Genomic DNA, 17,674 nt, shown 5'->3' with positions numbered 1-17,674 from the left:
TCAGGACCGTTCAATGAGACGGCTCAAGCGCCACGTTTCTTCCTGCACGCGGATGTCGGCGAGCATCCGATCAATCAACAGGCATGTTCTCTTGAACAGGTCTGAACCTCGCCGATAATCGGCCGAGGCGAAGAAGTCGATCCGCCCGGCCTTGAAGAGGTCAACGCATTTCTTGCGCGATTTCCCCGGCGGATAGACCGCGACGGCGTGACCACCATTCTTCCGCATCACGGCCATCGATGGCACGTCGGTGTCACCGTCGCCGAAGTAAATCATATTGGAAAACGGGATGGGACGGCTGTCCTCGTCCATGTGCTGATTGATGTTTTCGCCAAGATCCTCGACGCCCTTGTTGATCCGGAACAGATACTGCGTTTTGCCGGTGTCCGTGATGACGCGTTTCGGATAGGGCAGATCGTAAGCTTCGAACCAATATTCGGACGCAAATACATTGTGGAAGTTCGAATAGATCGGCGTGCCTTCTACGATCTCGGTCAAGCCTGAAGAAATCAGGTAATGACGAAGCGTGACGCCATTGCTCTCGGCGCGCAAGGAAACGTAGTCGGAGATGGCGGCGAACCATTCCGCGACGCCCTCGAAAAGTTCGACATCCTTGCCCTGCGCCACGAGATCTTCGCGATCAATCCTGACGCCAGCTGCCTTCGCCTTTTTGTAGAGCAGGTGCATGTAGGTGATCAACGGATCCGCGCCATGCTCCCGCGCCAGCCGGTTCGTCTCGGCCCAGAACTCCGCCGCATCAATTCCGATCTTAGGGAGAAACGCGTATTCCTGCATGGGGCGCGGGGAGAGCGTACCATCGAAGTCGTAGACGAGAGCGATGATCTTTTTGGAAAAGGTTGCCTTGGATGCCGATTTGGATGAAGCGCTCGGCTTGCCGCGGCGAGGCCGCTCGGGGGCTTCGCCAGCCACGTGCGAATCTATGTCGTCCTTCGCGCGTTCTGTCATTGCTCGCCCCCGCATCCGGTATCTTCAGTGAACCGCCTCCCGAAGCTCATCCGATTCGGAGGGCGGAATGAAGACGTCCTTTATCCACCTGAGCTGGCTTCAGCCCTTACAATCGGGATCATTGCAGCACTCCCCATCATGGTGATGGTGGTGCGCATGGTCGTGATGATGATGGTGGTCATGGTCGTGGCCGCAGCAATTGCCGTCATGATCATGGTGTTGATGCGGTTCCACCAGAGTGGCACGCAGCATCCGTTCGATCGCGATCGACGTCTCGCGCGGTGCGTTGGGATGTTCAATTGCCAGCCCCATGACCTCGGCAGCGATCCGGATATCGGTTGCTTCACCAAGGTACGCTCTGCGGAGGCGTCCCTGGCGGTCAAAAATCAAAATTGAGGGCGTTCCCTGCAGCTCGTAGGCCGCCATCGTTGCGGTGCGTTCCGAGCCTGGTACGTCACGATCAAGCGCAATCGGGAAGATCAGCCCCTGGTTCTGGACGAACTCCTCAAGCTTTTCGCGCGTTTGCCCCTCCTTGTTCTCAAACGGGGCATTGAGGCCGAGAACAACAGCCTGCGAAGGATCAAGGCCTTCTGCGAGTCGTTGAGCTTGCGGCAAAGCATGGCTCAGACTCCCAGGACAGTGAGTCTGAAACACGTAAAGGACAGCCACGCGCCCTTTCAGTTTTTCGAGCGTCGGTTCGTCGTCGACATTCAGCCAGCCCGCGACATCAAGTTTTGGTGGAGATTCGGGATCGAACATAGAGGCAGTGTCCTCGCCTGAGTGCTGTCGTGCCGATCACCAAGGGATGCGAGACCGGATTCTCGCTCAGGCTTGGCACGAGCAATAGTGGCAACACAAGCCCATTTTTACTGCGTATTCGCTATAAAAACGGCCGAGCTCTCGTTCAGGCTTCCTCTTCCGCCTTCTCAGGCAGTTCGATGTCCGCTTCAGCCTCTGTCATCGGCTGCGTCGTGAATCCTGCCAAGCTGCCGGTTTCGTGGGCATCACGCCTGATTTCGACTGGGCTGGACAGGTACGCGGTCACCAGTTCCGCCACGGATCGTAGCGCATTCATATGGATGCGTTCATAGCCGTGGGAGGCGTCGATGCCGAAAGTTATCAGAGCCGTTCGAACATCGTGGCCTGCTTCAAGAGCCGATGCGCTATCAGAGCGATAGTGGCGGAAAATGTCCTTCTGATAGCGGATGTCGTTTTCCTGGCAAAGCCGCACCATCTTCTTGGTGAGATGATAGTCGAAAGGTCCACTTTGATCGGCCATAGCGATTGTCACGCCGAATTCGGACGAGTTCTGGCCTGGTGCTGAGGTGCCGTTATCCACGGCCACCATCGATGCGATATCGCTCGTCAGCACAGATGCGGCCCCGATGCCGACCTCCTCGGCGATCGTAAATACCCAATGCGCATCAAGCTCGAGCTCTATCTTTTCTTCGCGCATTGCGCGCAGTGCCGCCAACATCAGAGCGACGCCAGCCTTATTGTCGAGATGACGCGAAACGATGTAGCCGTTTTCCAAAAACTCAGGTTGAGGATCAATCGCGATGATATCGCCGACCTCAATCCCAAGCTTTTCGAGCTCAGTGTCATTTCGGGATAAAGCGTCGATCCTGACCTCAACGTGCTGCCAGCCGACTGGCGCAGTATCGACTTCGTCAGCGTAGGTATGGCCCGATGCTTTCAATGGCAGGACGGTGCCGCGGTAGCTTCCCGCGTCTGAAAATATCGTAACGCGCGCACCTTCCGCGAAGCGCGCCGACCAACAGCCGATTGGCACGACCTCCAGTCGCCCATTGTCCTTAAGTTGCTTGACTTGTGCTCCGAGCGTATCGACGTGAGAAATAATGGCGCGCGCGCCATGAGGACTTTTGCCTTTCAAGGTGGCGCGAATTGCACCCCGGCGCGTCAACTCAAAGGGTACGCCAATCTCTTTGAGCTCACGACAGACCATCCTGACAATCATGTCCGTGTAGCCCGTCGGGCTAGGTATTTGCAGTAGTCTCGCGAGTGTGTCGCCTAGGTATTCCGTGTCGATGTTAAGTCTTGGCATCTGTCCCTCTGGCCAAAACCGCGCGAGCGGCGGCTGGGATTGAGTGGGGGAAAAGCAGATCAACGAAGCGTTCAGCTGTCGGCTGCGGTTCGTGGTTAGCGAGCCCCGGCCTTTCGTTCGCTTCGATAAAAGCATAGTCGGGCCGGTTCGGCGACTTCACGATAAAGTCGACGCCAACAACGGGGATGTCAATTGCACGGGCCACGCCAACGGCCGCCTCTATCAGCCTAGGATGCAATTCGTCGGTAACATCGTGAATTGTGCCACCCGTATGCAGATTAGCGGTCCGACGAACCTCAAGCTCCTGCCCCTGAGTTGGGACGTCATCCATATTGAAGCCTGCCCGACGAACCGTGCGAAATGTTTCTGCATCGAGAGGAATGCTTGACTCGCCGTGTGTCGCGGCGGCGCGGCGGCGGCTTTGCTTTTCGATCAGCTCTTCGATTGTGCATTCACCGTTCCCGACAATACGTGCCGGTCGGCGTATTGCCGCAGCGACGACTTCGAAGCCGATCACGATTATGCGCAGATCAACGCCTTCGACCATTTCTTCAATAACGATCCCGTCCGAGATCTTGCGTGCGGCGGTAATGGCGTCCTCAACTTCCTCCCGGCTGGTCAGGCCGACGGCCACGCCCCGTCCCTGTTCACCGCGGGCCGGTTTCACGACAACGGATTTGTGGTCCTTCAAGAACCCGTCCAATCGGCCGTCTTTCAGAGAGTCGCTACTGCGTTGATACATCTGTGCGGGTGTAGAAATTCCCGCCGCTTCCACAACACGACGCGTCACGGATTTGTCGTCGCAGATTTGAACCGCGACACCGCTCGTGAGATCCGACAAACTTTCGCGGCAACGAATACTGCGGCCTCCCAACGTCAAGCGGAAGAAACCGCCCTCGGCATCCGTCACTTCCACGTTGATGCCGCGCCGCATAGCCTCGTTGACGATGATTTCTGAATAGGGATTGAGCCCTTCGATATGCTCGGATCCAATGAACAGCTTTTCGTTGATCTGGTTCTTACGTTTTATGGTGAAGTAGGGGACGCGTACAAAGCCGAGCTTTTCGTACAGTGCAATAGCCTGCTCGTTGTCATGAAGTACGGACAGGTCGAGATAGTGCGCTCGTTGCGCTTGGAACTGATCAGCGAGACGACGTACTAAAGCCTCTCCGATGCGCGGGTGGCGCGCTTGGGGATCAACCGCCAAGCACCAGAGCGACGACCCACGCTCGGCGTCATTGAAGGCGCGGGAGTGGTCTACCCCAGTGATCGATCCCAGGACATCTCCGGTCACTTCATCTTCAGCAACGAAGACTGTGAGGCTTCGGCTGTCCCGCAATGACCAGAAAAATTCGGGCGGAACAGGAACCATGTGGCGCGCTGAGTAGATCGCATTAACCTGCTGCGCGTCGTGCAGGGATGTAAGCCGGCGCACGAAAAAGCCGGCATATTTGGTCGGTGGAGACTCGTAATTTGTCAGGTCCAGCCGATAGGTATGGGAGGGGTCGAGGAACAGCTCTTGTGGTGCGGTCGAAAGCACGACATGCGGGTCGGCTACGTAGGCTGCGATATCTCTCCGATCAGGGCGCTCTGCACGCATCGCCTCGGCCAGGGCACTTGGATCCTCAAAAGTCTGGCCAAACAGCAAACGCCCCCAGCCACAATCAATCAGTGCATTTTTAATGGGTTTCGCTTCTGGGGCTAAACCTGTCTCGCTCTGTTCAGAGATGGCACCGGAGGCTTCCACCCCGCTAGGAGCCTGCGCATCCTCGCGGGGGCGGTTCGAAAGTTGTATACTCTGCGCCACGACTCATTCCTTTACCTAGAATATCTTGGGTCTAAAGGTGGTGGGCCTGCAGCCACATCTCCAGTAGCGCAACCTGCCAGAGTTCGGAACCTCTGAGCGGCGTAATGTGCGCCTTTGGATCTGCAAATAGCTGGTCCAAGTAATTCTGCTGAAACAGGTTGCGTTGCTTTGCTGCGTCAGATGTCAACGCATCGCGAACCATGTCGAGATAAGGGCCATCGATGTACTTGAGCGCAGGAACGGGGAAATACCCCTTCTTGCGATCAATTACTTCTGACGGCACGACACGCCGCGCGGCCGCTTTCAAAACTCCTTTGCCACCATCCGCGAGCTTATGTTCAGGGGGAATGCGCGCGGCGAGTTCGACAAGCTCGTGATCGAGGAAGGGAACGCGAGCTTCCAAGCCCCAAGCCATCGTCATGTTGTCCACGCGCTTCACCGGATCGTCGACCAGCATCACGTTCGTATCAAGCCGTAGTGCGCGATCTACCGGAGTATCCGCACCTGGTTGGGCGAGGTGAGTGGCGACGTACTCCAAGGCCTCATCCCGGGGCGCATGCCAATCTTCATTCAAGTGGGTTTTCAGGCGCGCATAGTCGCGATCGAAGAAGACACGGGCGTAATCGCCTGCCACGTCATTGGAGTTGGCGAGGGGCGGATACCAATGGTAACCGGCGAAGACTTCGTCAGCGCCCTGTCCCGATTGCACGACCTTGATGTGCTTTGAGACCTCCTGCGATAGGAGGTAGAAGCCAACGTTATCGTAGGAAACCATTGGTTCGGACATCGCAGCGATGGTGCCCGGCAGCGCTTCCATCAAACGTTCGGACGGCACCATGATTTTATGGTGATCGGTTTCGAAACGTTTTGCGATCAAGTCCGAGTAGATGAACTCGTCGCCCTTTTCTCCGTGCGCTTCTTCGAAGCCAACCGAAAACGTCATCAGGCCGTGCTGACCAGCCTCGGCTAGAAGCGCCACGATGACGCTGGAATCGACACCACCAGACAGCAGCACGCCGACGGGGACATCAGCGACCATACGACGGCTGACCGCCTTGCGAAGCTGGTCCAGCACACGGTCGGTCCAGTCTTCCGCCGTCAAACCGGCGTCTTCAGTGTGCCGAGCAAGGAATGGCTGCCAATATCGATGCTCTGTCGACCTGCCGTCCGCTTCGATGACACGGACCGTCGCTGGCGGCAGTTTCTTGACCCCATTAATGATCGTACGCGGTGGCGGAACCACGGCGTGAAACGACATGTAGTGAGCGAGCGCGACGCGATCTATCGAGGTGTCAACGTCGCCCGCTGCGACCAACGCCGGGAGCGTCGATGCGAACCGTAATCTACCGTTAGTCTCCGAGAGATAGAGCGGCTTAATGCCGAAACGGTCGCGCGCGAGAATGACTTGGCCTGTTTCGCGATTGTGAATCGCAAAGGCGAACATGCCATTGAAGCGCTCGACGCAAGCCGGGCCCCACGCGTGGAAGGCCTTGAGGATAACCTCGGTGTCGCCGTGAGAAAAAAAGCGGTAACCGAGACCGGATAACTCCTCGCGGAGCGCGGGATAATTATAGATGCAGCCATTGAATGCGATTTCGAGTCCGAGTTCGGAATCGATCATCGGCTGCGCAGACCTTTCCGACAGATCAATAATCTTGAGCCGTCGATGGCCTAAACCAACAGAGCCGCGCACAAATTGTCCGCTGGCATCGGGACCACGGGGACGCATGACGTCTGTCATGCGCGCGAGCGCAGACGGATCTGCGGATCCGCCTGAGTAATGAATTTCGCCGCAGATTCCGCACATCGTGTGCGTCTGACCTCATTTGTTAAGTTGTTAGCTAGGTTCGAGAACGTAGCACGTTATGGGCAGGCCCGCAAAATTTGTGGCGCAACGCATCATAAAAACGCGCACGCCACCTGCATTCCGAAGTCCCTTCGAAGACTCGAACAACGCGCAAACGCGCAATTGGTTCAATTCTGAAGTGGACTTGGAACGCAGGTGGCGAAAGTGCTTAAAATCTCTTTCGTTATAGGCTCATTCCGCGGCCCGGACGGCGGACAGCACAGGCCCGGCAGCCAAGACATCTTGGTCGACGTAGTCAGTGAAGGCCGCAAAGTTCTTGTTGAACATCTCAACAAGCTGCGCAGCCGTAGCATCGTAAAGCGACGGATCTGACCAAGTCTGGCGTGGGTTGAGAATACTCGGATCCACGCCCTCCAATTCGGTCGGAACCATAAAGCCAAATACGGGATCTGCCCGCATCGGACTATTCGCCAACGCACCTGACAACGCGGCATTCAGCAGCGTGCGCGTTGCTTTAATCGGCATACGCTTGCCATCACCGAACTTGCCACCGGTCCAACCGGTGTTAACGAGCCAACACGCGACACCGTGCTCAGCAATAAGCTTGCGCAGCAAGTTGCCGTAGACCGAGGGGTGACGGGGCATAAAGGGCGCACCAAAGCACGTCGAGAACGTTGCTTGGGGTTCGCTGCCCATGCCACGCTCCGTCCCGGCAACCTTCGCGGTGTAACCAGATAAGAAATGGTACATCGCCTGGGCGGGATTTAGCTTGGCGATTGGCGGCATAACGCCAAATGCATCGGCCGTCAGCATAACGACGGACTTAGGATGGCCGGCGCGGCCAGTCTCGCTCGCGTTGGAAATGGCTTCCAGCGGATAAGCAGAGCGCGCGTTCTGGGTAAGGCTGCCGTCCTCGAAGTCCGGCATCCGATCTTCGTCGAGAACAACGTTCTCGAGAACCGTCGCAAAGCGGTTGGACGCCGCGAAGATTTCCGGTTCTGCTTCGGCCGAAAGATGCAACGTCTTAGCGTAGCAGCCGCCCTCAAAGTTGAAGATGCCGTCCGGAGACCAGGCATGCTCGTCATCGCCCAACAGCGTCCGGCTGGGATCTGCCGATAGCGTCGTCTTCCCGGTTCCAGATAGCCCAAAGAACACGGCAGAACCGCCGTCGTTTCCGACGTTCGCCGAGCAGTGCATCGGCATAACGCCTTTGGACGGCAGCAGATAGTTCAGGAAGGAGAATACGCTCTTCTTGGTTTCACCTGCATACCCCGTACCGCCCACGAGAACCATTCGACGGGTGAAATCGCACGCAATCACCGTCTCCGACCGCGTGCCGTGGATTTGCGGATCAGCACGGAAGCCCGGGAAATTAACAACGGTGAACTGCGGATCAAATCCTTCCAGCTGCGCCTTCAGAGGGCGGCGCAAAAGGTGTCGGATAAAGAGTGCGTGCCAGGCCAATTCCGTAACGATGCGGGTTGGCAATTGATAGGTTGGATCAGCCCCAGCGAAAAGGTCCTGAACGAACAGCTCTTTCCCGCTGGCGTAAGCTTGGAAGTCCGCCAGAAGACGATCGAATTGCTCAGGCGTAATCGCTTTGGAATTCTCCCACCAGATCTGAGATTGGGTTTCGTCATCAGAAACGATGTACTTGTCATTGGCCGATCGGCCTGTGTGCTGCCCTGTCTGGACCGCAAAGGCGCCCGTGGCCGCAAGCGCGCCCTCGTTCCGGCGCACAGCGTGTTCGACAAGCTCTGCCGCCGAATTGTTGGTGCGTCCCTTACCTTCTGAACTCAGGGCGAACTTCAAAGTTTTCATGGACATTCTCGCATCTTCGATTGCTCCCTGGCGGAGAAACCGGCTACCGATGCAAAAGCACGCAAAAAATTGCGTGTTGCCAAAAGGTACGCTCCGGCAGCCGTGGGTGCAAGATTGAGGCACTTTCATAGCTGCCAAGGGAAGGCATACTTTAGTCTTTCAACGGACGGGGCAGGCCTAGGCAGGCTAGGCCGAGGCGCGCAACAAACACCGATGCCAGTATATCTCGGCACATCGCAATAAAACTGTTGATCAAACACCCACGCCCATGCAAAGCACCTTGACTGTTACCTTCAGGAGCCTTGTGTTCAGGATTGATCAAGCGGGACAGCTCCGGACGCTCCCATGACTTCGTCGAGCGAATTTCGGTACGGCACCTCGCCTCACTCGGTGAAATAGCCATTCAGATTATGTTCAGACGCCAGCGCGCACTTTTCCGCTTGCCACAATTCACACAACATAGCGCCATACAGCGCCTCAGGCAGGGATCGCCGACTCACTCGGTTACAGGCGAGAAACAAAGATGAAAGAAAAGAGCACGATTGCGTTGGTTGACGATGAGCGCAACATCCTCAGTTCGCTTCGGATGGCGCTTGAAGCCGAAGGCTATAAGGTCCGAACCTATAACGACGGGGTCTCGGCGCTGGAGGCCCTCAGTGAAGATCCAGCCGATCTTGGCATCTTCGACATCAAGATGCCGCGCATGGATGGGATGGAATTGCTGCGCCGCGTGCGACAGCAGTCGGACATGCCCGTTATCTTCCTGACCTCAAAGGATGAAGAAATCGATGAATTGTTCGGCCTCAAGATGGGTGCCGACGACTACATCGCCAAACCCTTCTCACAACGCCTCGTTGTCGAGCGCGTTAAAGCGGTTCTGCGCCGCTTTGGTGTCAAAGACGGTCAACAGACGCCGACGGAAGCCGCGAAAGTCCTGGAACGGGGCAAGCTGAAGCTCGATCCGGAACGTCATACTTGTCATTGGGATAACCGGTCTGTCACGCTGACCGTTACGGAATTCCTTATCCTTCAGGCGCTTGCCGCACGACCCGGCGTCGTGAAAACACGAGACGCCTTGATGGATGCGGCATATGATGATCAAGTCTACGTCGACGATCGGACCATCGACAGCCACATCAAGCGCTTGCGCAAGAAGTTCAAGCAGGTGGACGAAGAGTTCGATGTGATTGAGACGCTTTACGGCGTGGGGTATCGCTTCAAAGAAGCCTGAGACCGAACCGCCATAAAGGGGGTATGAGGGACCGCGGTGGTAAGTATGTTCGCTTCATCGGTTCCTCCATTAATTTGGAGACGAAATGGCGTTCGGGGGCGACCGCGAGGCTTCAGGTAACTGGCTCATGGGCGTTCGTGATAGCGTCCAGCGCCACGTTATGTCGCTGCCCGATCTTGCTCGTCCCGCGCTCGAAAACCTACCAGAACGTTCCGGCTTAAACACGATCCCGGTTCCAGGACGAGTTAAAAGCTTCTTTGCTGCATTCCGGAAAGGTGGCCCGGTTCGCCGAGCGCTTGTCGACTGGTTCAATCGCCAGCCGCTCGTCCGCTTCATCTCGGCGTCGCTCTTGCGACGGATCATGGTGTCGAACCTGCTTGGCTTCGTCATCCTGTTCGGCGGCATGGTGTACCTTAGCTTCAACAGCGGCTGGCTTATCAATGCCAAGCGAGAGGCTTTGCGCATCCAAGGGCAGATCATCGCTGCGGCTATAGCGGGGGAAGCCAAGATCGAACGGGGCATGATCGTCGTCGACCCCGATCGTTTGCCAACGGACAAGAATGCACGGATACCCTTCCGCGACGACGGTTTCGCCGCTCTCGAATTATCCATCAGTCCGGAAAAAGTCGCTCCCATCTTTCGTCGCCTGACGCAGCCCACCAGTACACGCGCGCGCATTTATGATCGCAGCGGCAATCTCGTCGTCGATACAGATGACCTTCTAAAGCCGGGCCAGATCAAACGCCTCGCCGTCCAGGAGACAACCGAAACCGAGGCTGAGCGCCCGACGACTAAAGACTTCTGGACGCGGCTGCAGCATTGGCTGATCGATAAAGAAGTACAGGTTTACAAAGAAATCGGCTCAGCCAACGGCAAGTACTATCCGGAGGTGCGTCAGGCATTGCAGGGCGATGACGCCGCGATGCTCCTGCTGAATGCGAAGGGACAACAGATTGTCTCCATCGCCGTGCCGATCCAGCGCATGAACACGGTATTGGGGGTCTTGCTGTTGTCTTCGCCGCCAGGCGAGGTCGATAAGATCCTCAGCGATTGGCGTGATGGGCTCTGGCCCCTGGCGGGTATTGCCCTGGTTGCCAGCATCTTGACCGGCTTCATGCTCGCCCGCACCGTTGCAGGTCCGATGAAACGGTTGTCGGAATCCGCCGAGCACGTCAGCCGCGATATTAAAGCACGACAGTCCTTGCCAGCCTTCACAGGGCGTAAAGACGAAGTCGGGCAAATGGCCTCAGCATTCGGGGCAATGACCGAGTCTCTTTATCGGCGCATTGAATCCAGCGAAAAGTTTGCGGCAGATGTCGCGCACGAGCTCAAAAACCCTCTAACCGCCGCAAGTTCGACAGCGCAGGCGCTCACGTACGCCAAAACCGATGAACAGCGCGATATGTTGGTTGAGCAGATCCAAGGTGAACTCACGCGCCTCAGCCGACTCATAACCGACGTTTCGCGTGCGTCTCGGCTTGATGCGGAACTCGCTTTGCAGTCGCAGGAGCCGGTCGATCTGTCGGAGATCCTGAGTCAGGTTCTCTCCATCTTCCAAGACAAAGCCGAGAAATACGACTGCAAGCTGAAATTTATCCTGGATGATCCAGAAGCGCGGGGTCTTATCGTCAATGGCAACGCCGGTCGGCTCGCACAGGTCTTTACCAACCTGGTCGACAATGCGATCTCCTTTTCACCTTCTGGTGGCAGCGTGGTCGTTAAGGCCATTGCGATGGGAGGCCAGATAGAAATCCGGGTCGAAGACGACGGTTGCGGCATAGAAGAAGACAAGCTGGAAACAATCTTCTCAAGGTTTTACACTTACCGGCCGACAGAGCATTCGAGCCGTGGCAGCAATTCCGGCCTCGGATTGAGCATCTCGCGCGAAATCATCATGGCGCACAGCGGAACGATCTCAGCCGAGAACCGCCCCTCTGCCGATCCCAATGCCGGACCGCTCGGCTCCCGATTCACCGTGCGGCTACCTACTCAGGAGCCACCCGCGCGCGGAGGCAAGACCAGTGGCCGGCGGGCTTAATGTCATTCACGGGACCGCTATCGCTCTTGACGGTCTAGCCGCACTGATTTGCGGGCCATCAGGCTCAGGCAAATCAGATCTGGCACTACGTTGCCTCATGCAGGGACCGAACTCGCTGGTAAAGGGTGACGTCCGTCTCGTGGCGGACGACTATGCCGTAGTCCAGGTCGTTAACGGCACGGTAATCCTGAGCGCGCCTGAGACAATACGCGACCAACTTGAGGTGCGCGGGCACGGCATTGTGACGGTCCCAGCTCTTGATAATGCCGAGCTTGTGCTCATCGTTGAACTTGTGTCGGCGGATCAGGTCGAACGCCTGCCGGATCCAAGGCCGCGGCGCGAAATCGCCGGAATATCGCTCCCGCTGCTGCAGATCTCCGGATTTGAAGCTTCGGCGGCATGCAAGGTACTGCTAGAATTAGCACAATTTGGCTGCGCGAACGGCAAAAAGGATGATCTCGTACTTTGACTCTTGCGCTTGCTGCAAACCCTTGCCACTTTGGCGGCCCCGCACCGGGCCATGGGACTGATTCGTGCAGTTTCGCTTCACGACAGCCCGCGATTACAACACCGGCCTGACGAAAGGTCGGCGATTGGAAACGGACAGGATATCGGTACAAGTGCGATGATTGGACTTGTTATCGTGACCCACGGTCGCCTCGCTGCGGAATTTCGCTCTGCGCTTGAGCACGTCGTTGGTCCTCAGCAACAACTTGAGACGGTCTCTATTGGTCCTGACGATGATATGGCGCAGCGACGCCGGGAAATCATCGACGCAGTCAAGGCGACCAACAGCGGCAATGGCGTCGTCATTCTTACTGATATGTTCGGGGGAACGCCGTCTAACTTGGCTATTTCAGTGATGGATGAAGTCGATACCGAGGTCATTGCGGGTATCAATCTGCCCATTCTGATCAGGCTCGCGACAGTGCGCTCGGAAATGGAGCTTAAAGAAGCTGTGATCGTTGCGCGGGATGCCGGCCGCAAATACATCAAGATCGCAAGCCAGGAATTGTCTGGTGAGTCCTAAATTCGTGCATAGTCCCGCCCTCACTTTTTCTGAATTGCGGGACGATCTGATCTGACCATGCCTGAAATTATCGATAGCAAACATCCTGAAGCCGTCGTCACAATCCGCAACCGCAAGGGGCTCCACGCACGCGCTTCCGCCCAATTCGTGAAATGCGCTGAGCGCTTCAAGGCAAACGTCACGGTAACCCGCGACGGTGTGAGTGTTGGCGGCACGTCAATCATGGGCTTGATGATGCTCGCCGCCGGACCCGGCGTAACGCTCCATATGAGCGCGCAAGGGGCAGAAGGCCCAGAGGCCATCGAGGCCTTGGTCGCACTCGTTGAGGCCGGTTTCGGCGAAGATATGTGCGAAGAGATTTAAGACTAGGCAGCGCTGAGCCGCCTTCATTTGCTAGCTTCCCCACCGATTTTAGTTCGTTAGGCGCTCCCATACGCGCCCCAAGCGTGCTCTCCGCGTTTGACGCTTGAAAAGAGAGACATAAAGACTTGTTTATATGTTATTGCGATTTTTGCGAGGCCTCGATATAAGGGCGGGGAGTGGCGCGTCGCACGCAGTCAGATGGATTTCTGCCGGCGCGACGCCTCGGTGTGCTCGGTTTATGGAGCGCGCCCTTCTAAGGCTGGCCGCCTTTTTGTGCCGGCCGGCCAATCACCGCTGAAAAAGGAATTTGTGTATGACCAATGCCATCGACTATGCCATCAAGGATATCTCGCTTGCAGATTTCGGACGTAAAGAGATCCGCATCGCAGAGTCCGAAATGCCGGGTTTGATGGCGACCCGTGAGGAGTTTGGCGCTTCCAAGCCGCTCGCTGGCGCGCGCATCGCCGGTTCCTTGCATATGACCATCCAGACAGCTGTGCTGATCGAGACGCTCACAGCGCTCGGAGCCGACGTTCGCTGGGCCTCCTGCAACATCTATTCGACACAAGATCACGCAGCTGCAGCGATTGCTGCTGCCGGCATTCCCGTATTCGCCATCAAGGGTGAAAGCCTTACCGACTACTGGGAGTACACCCGCAAGATCCTCGAATGGTCTGACGGTGGCACGCCCAACCTCATCCTGGACGATGGCGGCGATGCCACGATGCTCGTTCACCTCGGTCTGCGCGCTGAGCAGGGCGACACGGCCTTCCTCGAGAAGCCAGGTTCGGAAGAAGAAGAAATTCTCTTTGCGCTCATCAAGCGCACGCTCGGCGAAAAGCCAGGCTGGTTCGCTGAACTCGCCAAGAATATCAAGGGTGTGTCGGAAGAAACGACGACGGGCGTCAACCGGCTTTATCAGCTCGCTAAACAGGGCAAGTTGCTGTTCCCTGCTATCAACGTCAACGACAGCGTCACGAAGTCCAAGTTCGACAACCTGTATGGCTGCCGTGAATCGCTCGTCGACGGTATCCGTCGCGGCACCGACGTCATGATGGCTGGCAAGATTGCCATGGTCGCAGGCTTCGGCGACGTCGGCAAAGGTTCTGCGGCTTCCCTGCGTAACGCCGGCTGCCGGGTTATGGTCTCTGAGATCGACCCCATCTGCGCGCTTCAGGCCGCCATGGAAGGCTACGAAGTCGTCACGATGGAAGAAGCCGCACCACAGGCCGACATCTTCTGCACCGCGACCGGCAACAAGGACGTCATCACCATTGACCACATGCGGGCGATGAAGGATCGCGCAATTGTCTGCAACATCGGTCACTTCGACAACGAGATCCAAGTCGCAGGCCTAAAGAACTTCAAGTGGGACAACATCAAGCCGCAGGTCGACGAAATCGAGTTCCCTGACGGCAAGCGGATCATCCTTCTTTCCGAGGGCCGCCTCGTGAACCTGGGCAACGCCATGGGTCACCCCTCGTTCGTCATGTCAGCATCCTTCACCAACCAGACGCTGGCTCAGATGGAACTGTGGGCTCATCGTGATGGTGGCCGATATGAAAAGCAGGTCTACACTCTGCCGAAGCTTCTTGATGAGAAGGTCGCCAAGTTGCATCTCGAAAAGATCGGCGTGAAGCTCTCAAAGCTCTCGGATGAGCAGGCCTCCTATATCGGTGTGAAATCGGAAGGGCCGTTCAAGCCTGAGCACTACCGCTACTAAGCGTTGTACAGGGGAATCCTGCAGCTTAGCCACAGGTCAAACTTTAAAAAGCGCCGCAACGACCTTGCGGCGCTTTTTCGTGCATAATTTGCCATGTATACGTCTCGTTAACCTATAGTCAGGTCCTTCTCGACACTCCATAATTTTGTCCGATTCGGCGCAGTCCACGCGGGGTGGGAGGCTGCCTTCGACCTAGTCTCAAACTAGGCCAACGAATTCGGCTGATTTGGAACGCGATGTCTTCACCGGTAAATGTCAGGGAGACCAACGCGCGAGCGGAACTTGTCGTGCTGCTGGTAGCTAGCCTAGCCAGCGCAGTGATGATTACTGCCGGCGTCGTTTACGGCGGCAGTATGCTGTTTGCCGAATCGAGCCTTTCGATGTTCCTGACGGCTGCCGTGTTCTTAGGCGCTGCGGGCGGATCGATTCTGGCTCTTTGGCGGATTCTCACGACGACCCGGCACGCCCTTGGTCGCGCTCGTGAAGAATCAGAAAGGCTTAAAAAGCAACTGGGCGTCGCAGAAGCCGTGATTGGCGGCGAGCCTCAGATTCTCGTTCTATGGGACGAAGGGCTGCAACCTACGGTCGTTAGCAACACGCTGCGTGGTATTCGCGGTCTTCCGCACGACAATGTGCAGCTTCTCGGCTTTGGGTCTTGGCTGGAGCGCGGATCAGCCGAAAAGTTGCGGCTCTCCGTCGATAAGCTGCTGCGTCTTGGCCGTCCCTTCAACATGATCATCAGGACGTCCGTGGGCGGCCATTTGGAAGCCGACGGACGCGCATCCTCGGGCCGCGCTGTGCTACGGCTGCGGGATATCGCCGGATACAAGCGCGATATCTCACGCATCATTGACGGCCACGAAGGCCTAGCCCGCGATATCCGCTCAAGTCGCGCGCTGATCAACGCGCTCCCGTTTCCGGTTTGGCTCATGGATGCTGCAGGTCGGATCATTTGGGTCAACGCTGCCTATGTTGAGGCCGTGGAAGCAACGAGCAACGACGAAGTTATCGACCGGCAGATCGAGCTGCTTGAATTGCGTCAACGCGATACCGTCGCCCGCGCGGTGCGCGCCACGCCGACCTTCCGCCGCCAGCTTAACCTCATCACGCGAGGTGATCGGCGCATCCACGAGGTGATCGTTCACAAGCTCGACGATGCCTCTGCCGCCGCAGCCATCGATTTGACGGCATTGGCAACCTCGGACAGCGCACCCGGATCGCAAAGTGCAACGTTCGACCGTATTCTTGATCGCGTTTCTTCGGCAATTGCGGTGTTTGATTCCGAAAGCAGGCTGGTGTTCTTCAACCTCGCTTATCGCAACCTTTGGGAATTCGATGAGACGTGGCTGAAAACGGCACCGAAGGACACTGATATACTGGACCGGCTTCGTGAGCTGGGACGTCTTCCGGAAGTCGTGAATTATCCTGAATGGCGGGCCAGCGTGCTCGCCATGCACAGTACAGGCGGTGAACGCGAGGATTGGTGGCATCTACCGGACGGGCGGGTGCTTCACGTCGTCAGCGAGCAGCGTCAGGACGGCGGTATGACCCAGCTGCTCGTCGACGAAACCGAACGGCTTGCCTTGGAAAGCCGCTTCAATGAGCTCATCGGCGTACAGAGCGAAACGATCGACAGCCTAAAAGAGGGTGTCGCGGTGTTTGCGACTGATGGCCGTCTCAAACTGTTCAACTCAGCTTTCGCCAGCGTTTGGCAGTTGTCGCGCGAGAAGCTCGATAGCAGTCCGCATATCGATGACATTATTGCCGATGCACGCGCGCTCTATCAGGACACGCACGTTTGGCAGCAGCTCAAGCTTGCGATTACTGCACTGAGCGATGAACGGCTTCCCATCGATGGCCAGATGGTGCGCGTCGATAATTCCGTGATTGATTATGCGACGATGCCGCTACCGGACGGCGCGACGCTGATCACGTTTACCGATGTGACCTATTCCAAGCGCTACGAACGGGCGCTCGTTGAGCGGAACGAAGCGCTTGTCGCTGCCGATCGTCTCAAGAGCCAGTTCATCGGCCGCGTCTCGTACGAGTTGCGCACACCTTTGACCAACATCATCGGCTTTACGGAGTTGCTCGGCACCACGCTCTTTGGCGACTTGACGCCCAAGCAGCGCGAGTACGTTGGCGATATCTCCATGTCGTCGAAAACTCTGCTGAACATCATCGACGGTATTTTAGACCTCGCAACGATCGATGCGGGATCCTTGGAACTGAAGCTTGAAGAAGTCGACGTGCGCGAGCTGATCGACGCTGCGGCGTTGGGCGTGCACGAGCGCGCAGTGCGTTCCAACCTGATCCTCGATATTGCAATCGCAGACGACGCCAAGACGTTCGTGGCCGACAAGGCACGCGTGCGCCAGGTGCTCTACAATCTTCTGTCCAATGCCGTCGGCTTCTCTCCCGACGGCGGGACCGTTCTGATCGGTTGCTGGCGAGAAAACGGAACAATGGTGTTTCAGGTCGAGGACAACGGTGTCGGCATCCCCGAGGACGCTCTAGAGCGGGTGTTCGAGCCGTTTGAGAGCAACAGCTGGGGTTCCAAGCATCGTGGCGCTGGCTTGGGGCTGGCAGTCGTCAAGAACCTCGTTGAGCTTCATGGCGGCGAGATCTCCCTCGAGTCGGCGCCTGGAGAGGGAACTCGCGTGACCGTACGGCTGCCGGAACATGGTGTTGGCAGCCTGCAGCAGGATCTCGAAATCGACCCGCTGGCGGAGGCACGCGCGGCTGTTGAAGCGAGAAAAAGGCAACGCTAAGGACGCTTTAATCGGATTTTCCATCAGGCCGAATTAATACTACCGCGGTCCC

13 protein-coding genes are annotated in these 17,674 nt (G+C 57.1%); 7 read left to right on the top strand and 6 right to left on the bottom strand.

The window, feature by feature from the left end; translation table 11 throughout:
• From YBN1229_RS08080 to YBN1229_RS08055, 6 genes are all read right to left on the bottom strand, one after another.
• Positions 1-966, bottom strand: a complete 966-nt coding sequence (locus tag YBN1229_RS08080) for an HAD family hydrolase (protein ID WP_082101069.1) — start codon at positions 964-966, stop codon at positions 1-3.
• A 99-nt stretch (positions 967-1,065) separates the two neighbouring features.
• Complete coding sequence (locus YBN1229_RS08075; protein WP_046477919.1) at positions 1,066-1,725, bottom strand: peroxiredoxin family protein; 660 nt, start codon at positions 1,723-1,725, stop codon at positions 1,066-1,068.
• Positions 1,726-1,870: 145 nt separating this feature from the next.
• The gene (locus tag YBN1229_RS08070; protein WP_046477918.1) at positions 1,871-3,031 is read right to left on the bottom strand and encodes an osmoprotectant NAGGN system M42 family peptidase; all 1,161 of its coding nucleotides are present in this window, start codon (positions 3,029-3,031) and stop codon (positions 1,871-1,873) included.
• A complete protein-coding gene (ngg, locus tag YBN1229_RS08065; protein WP_082101245.1) occupies positions 3,018-4,760 on the bottom strand; it encodes an N-acetylglutaminylglutamine synthetase in 1,743 nt (580 codons plus the stop codon). Before ngg ends, YBN1229_RS08070 begins: the two co-directional genes overlap by 14 nt.
• A 109-nt stretch (positions 4,761-4,869) precedes the next feature.
• Complete coding sequence (locus tag YBN1229_RS08060) at positions 4,870-6,645, bottom strand: N-acetylglutaminylglutamine amidotransferase (RefSeq protein WP_046477917.1); 1,776 nt, start codon at positions 6,643-6,645, stop codon at positions 4,870-4,872.
• Between the two features lie 231 nt (positions 6,646-6,876).
• Positions 6,877-8,466 (bottom strand): phosphoenolpyruvate carboxykinase, encoded by a 1,590-nt coding sequence (locus tag YBN1229_RS08055; protein ID WP_046480142.1) that lies wholly within the window; start codon positions 8,464-8,466, stop codon positions 6,877-6,879.
• A gap of 523 nt (positions 8,467-8,989) precedes the next feature.
• On the opposite strand from YBN1229_RS08055, the gene YBN1229_RS08050 reads away from it, so the two are divergent.
• From YBN1229_RS08050 to YBN1229_RS08020, 7 genes are all read left to right on the top strand, one after another.
• Positions 8,990-9,697 (top strand): response regulator transcription factor, encoded by a 708-nt coding sequence (locus tag YBN1229_RS08050; RefSeq protein WP_046477916.1) that lies wholly within the window; start codon positions 8,990-8,992, stop codon positions 9,695-9,697.
• A gap of 85 nt (positions 9,698-9,782) precedes the next feature.
• Entirely contained in the window at positions 9,783-11,735 is a 1,953-nt protein-coding gene (locus tag YBN1229_RS08045) for a stimulus-sensing domain-containing protein (RefSeq protein ID WP_052743786.1), read from the top strand.
• Complete coding sequence (locus YBN1229_RS08040; RefSeq protein ID WP_046477915.1) at positions 11,719-12,204, top strand: HPr kinase/phosphorylase; 486 nt, start codon at positions 11,719-11,721, stop codon at positions 12,202-12,204. The genes YBN1229_RS08045 and YBN1229_RS08040 overlap by 17 nt, the downstream gene beginning before the upstream one ends.
• A gap of 156 nt (positions 12,205-12,360) precedes the next feature.
• Positions 12,361-12,765: a PTS sugar transporter subunit IIA gene (locus YBN1229_RS08035; RefSeq protein ID WP_046477914.1), complete on the top strand. Its 405-nt coding sequence runs from the start codon at positions 12,361-12,363 to the stop codon at positions 12,763-12,765.
• Positions 12,766-12,822: 57 nt separating this feature from the next.
• Positions 12,823-13,128, top strand: coding sequence for an HPr family phosphocarrier protein (locus YBN1229_RS08030; protein ID WP_046477913.1), 306 nt, complete (start codon positions 12,823-12,825; stop codon positions 13,126-13,128).
• A gap of 313 nt (positions 13,129-13,441) precedes the next feature.
• Positions 13,442-14,851 carry an adenosylhomocysteinase gene (gene ahcY, locus YBN1229_RS08025; protein ID WP_046477912.1) on the top strand — a complete coding sequence of 470 codons (1,410 nt, stop codon included), beginning with the start codon at positions 13,442-13,444 and terminating at the stop codon, positions 14,849-14,851.
• A 236-nt stretch (positions 14,852-15,087) separates the two neighbouring features.
• Positions 15,088-17,622: a sensor histidine kinase gene (locus YBN1229_RS08020; protein ID WP_046477911.1), complete on the top strand. Its 2,535-nt coding sequence runs from the start codon at positions 15,088-15,090 to the stop codon at positions 17,620-17,622.
• The last annotated feature ends 52 nt before the right edge of the window (positions 17,623-17,674 follow it).

The organism is Candidatus Filomicrobium marinum, from assembly GCF_000981545.1.
GTDB lineage: Bacteria > Pseudomonadota > Alphaproteobacteria > Rhizobiales > Hyphomicrobiaceae > Filomicrobium > Filomicrobium insigne.
Note: the sequence above shows the minus strand (reverse complement) of the source record. Positions and strands in the feature narration are given on the sequence as shown.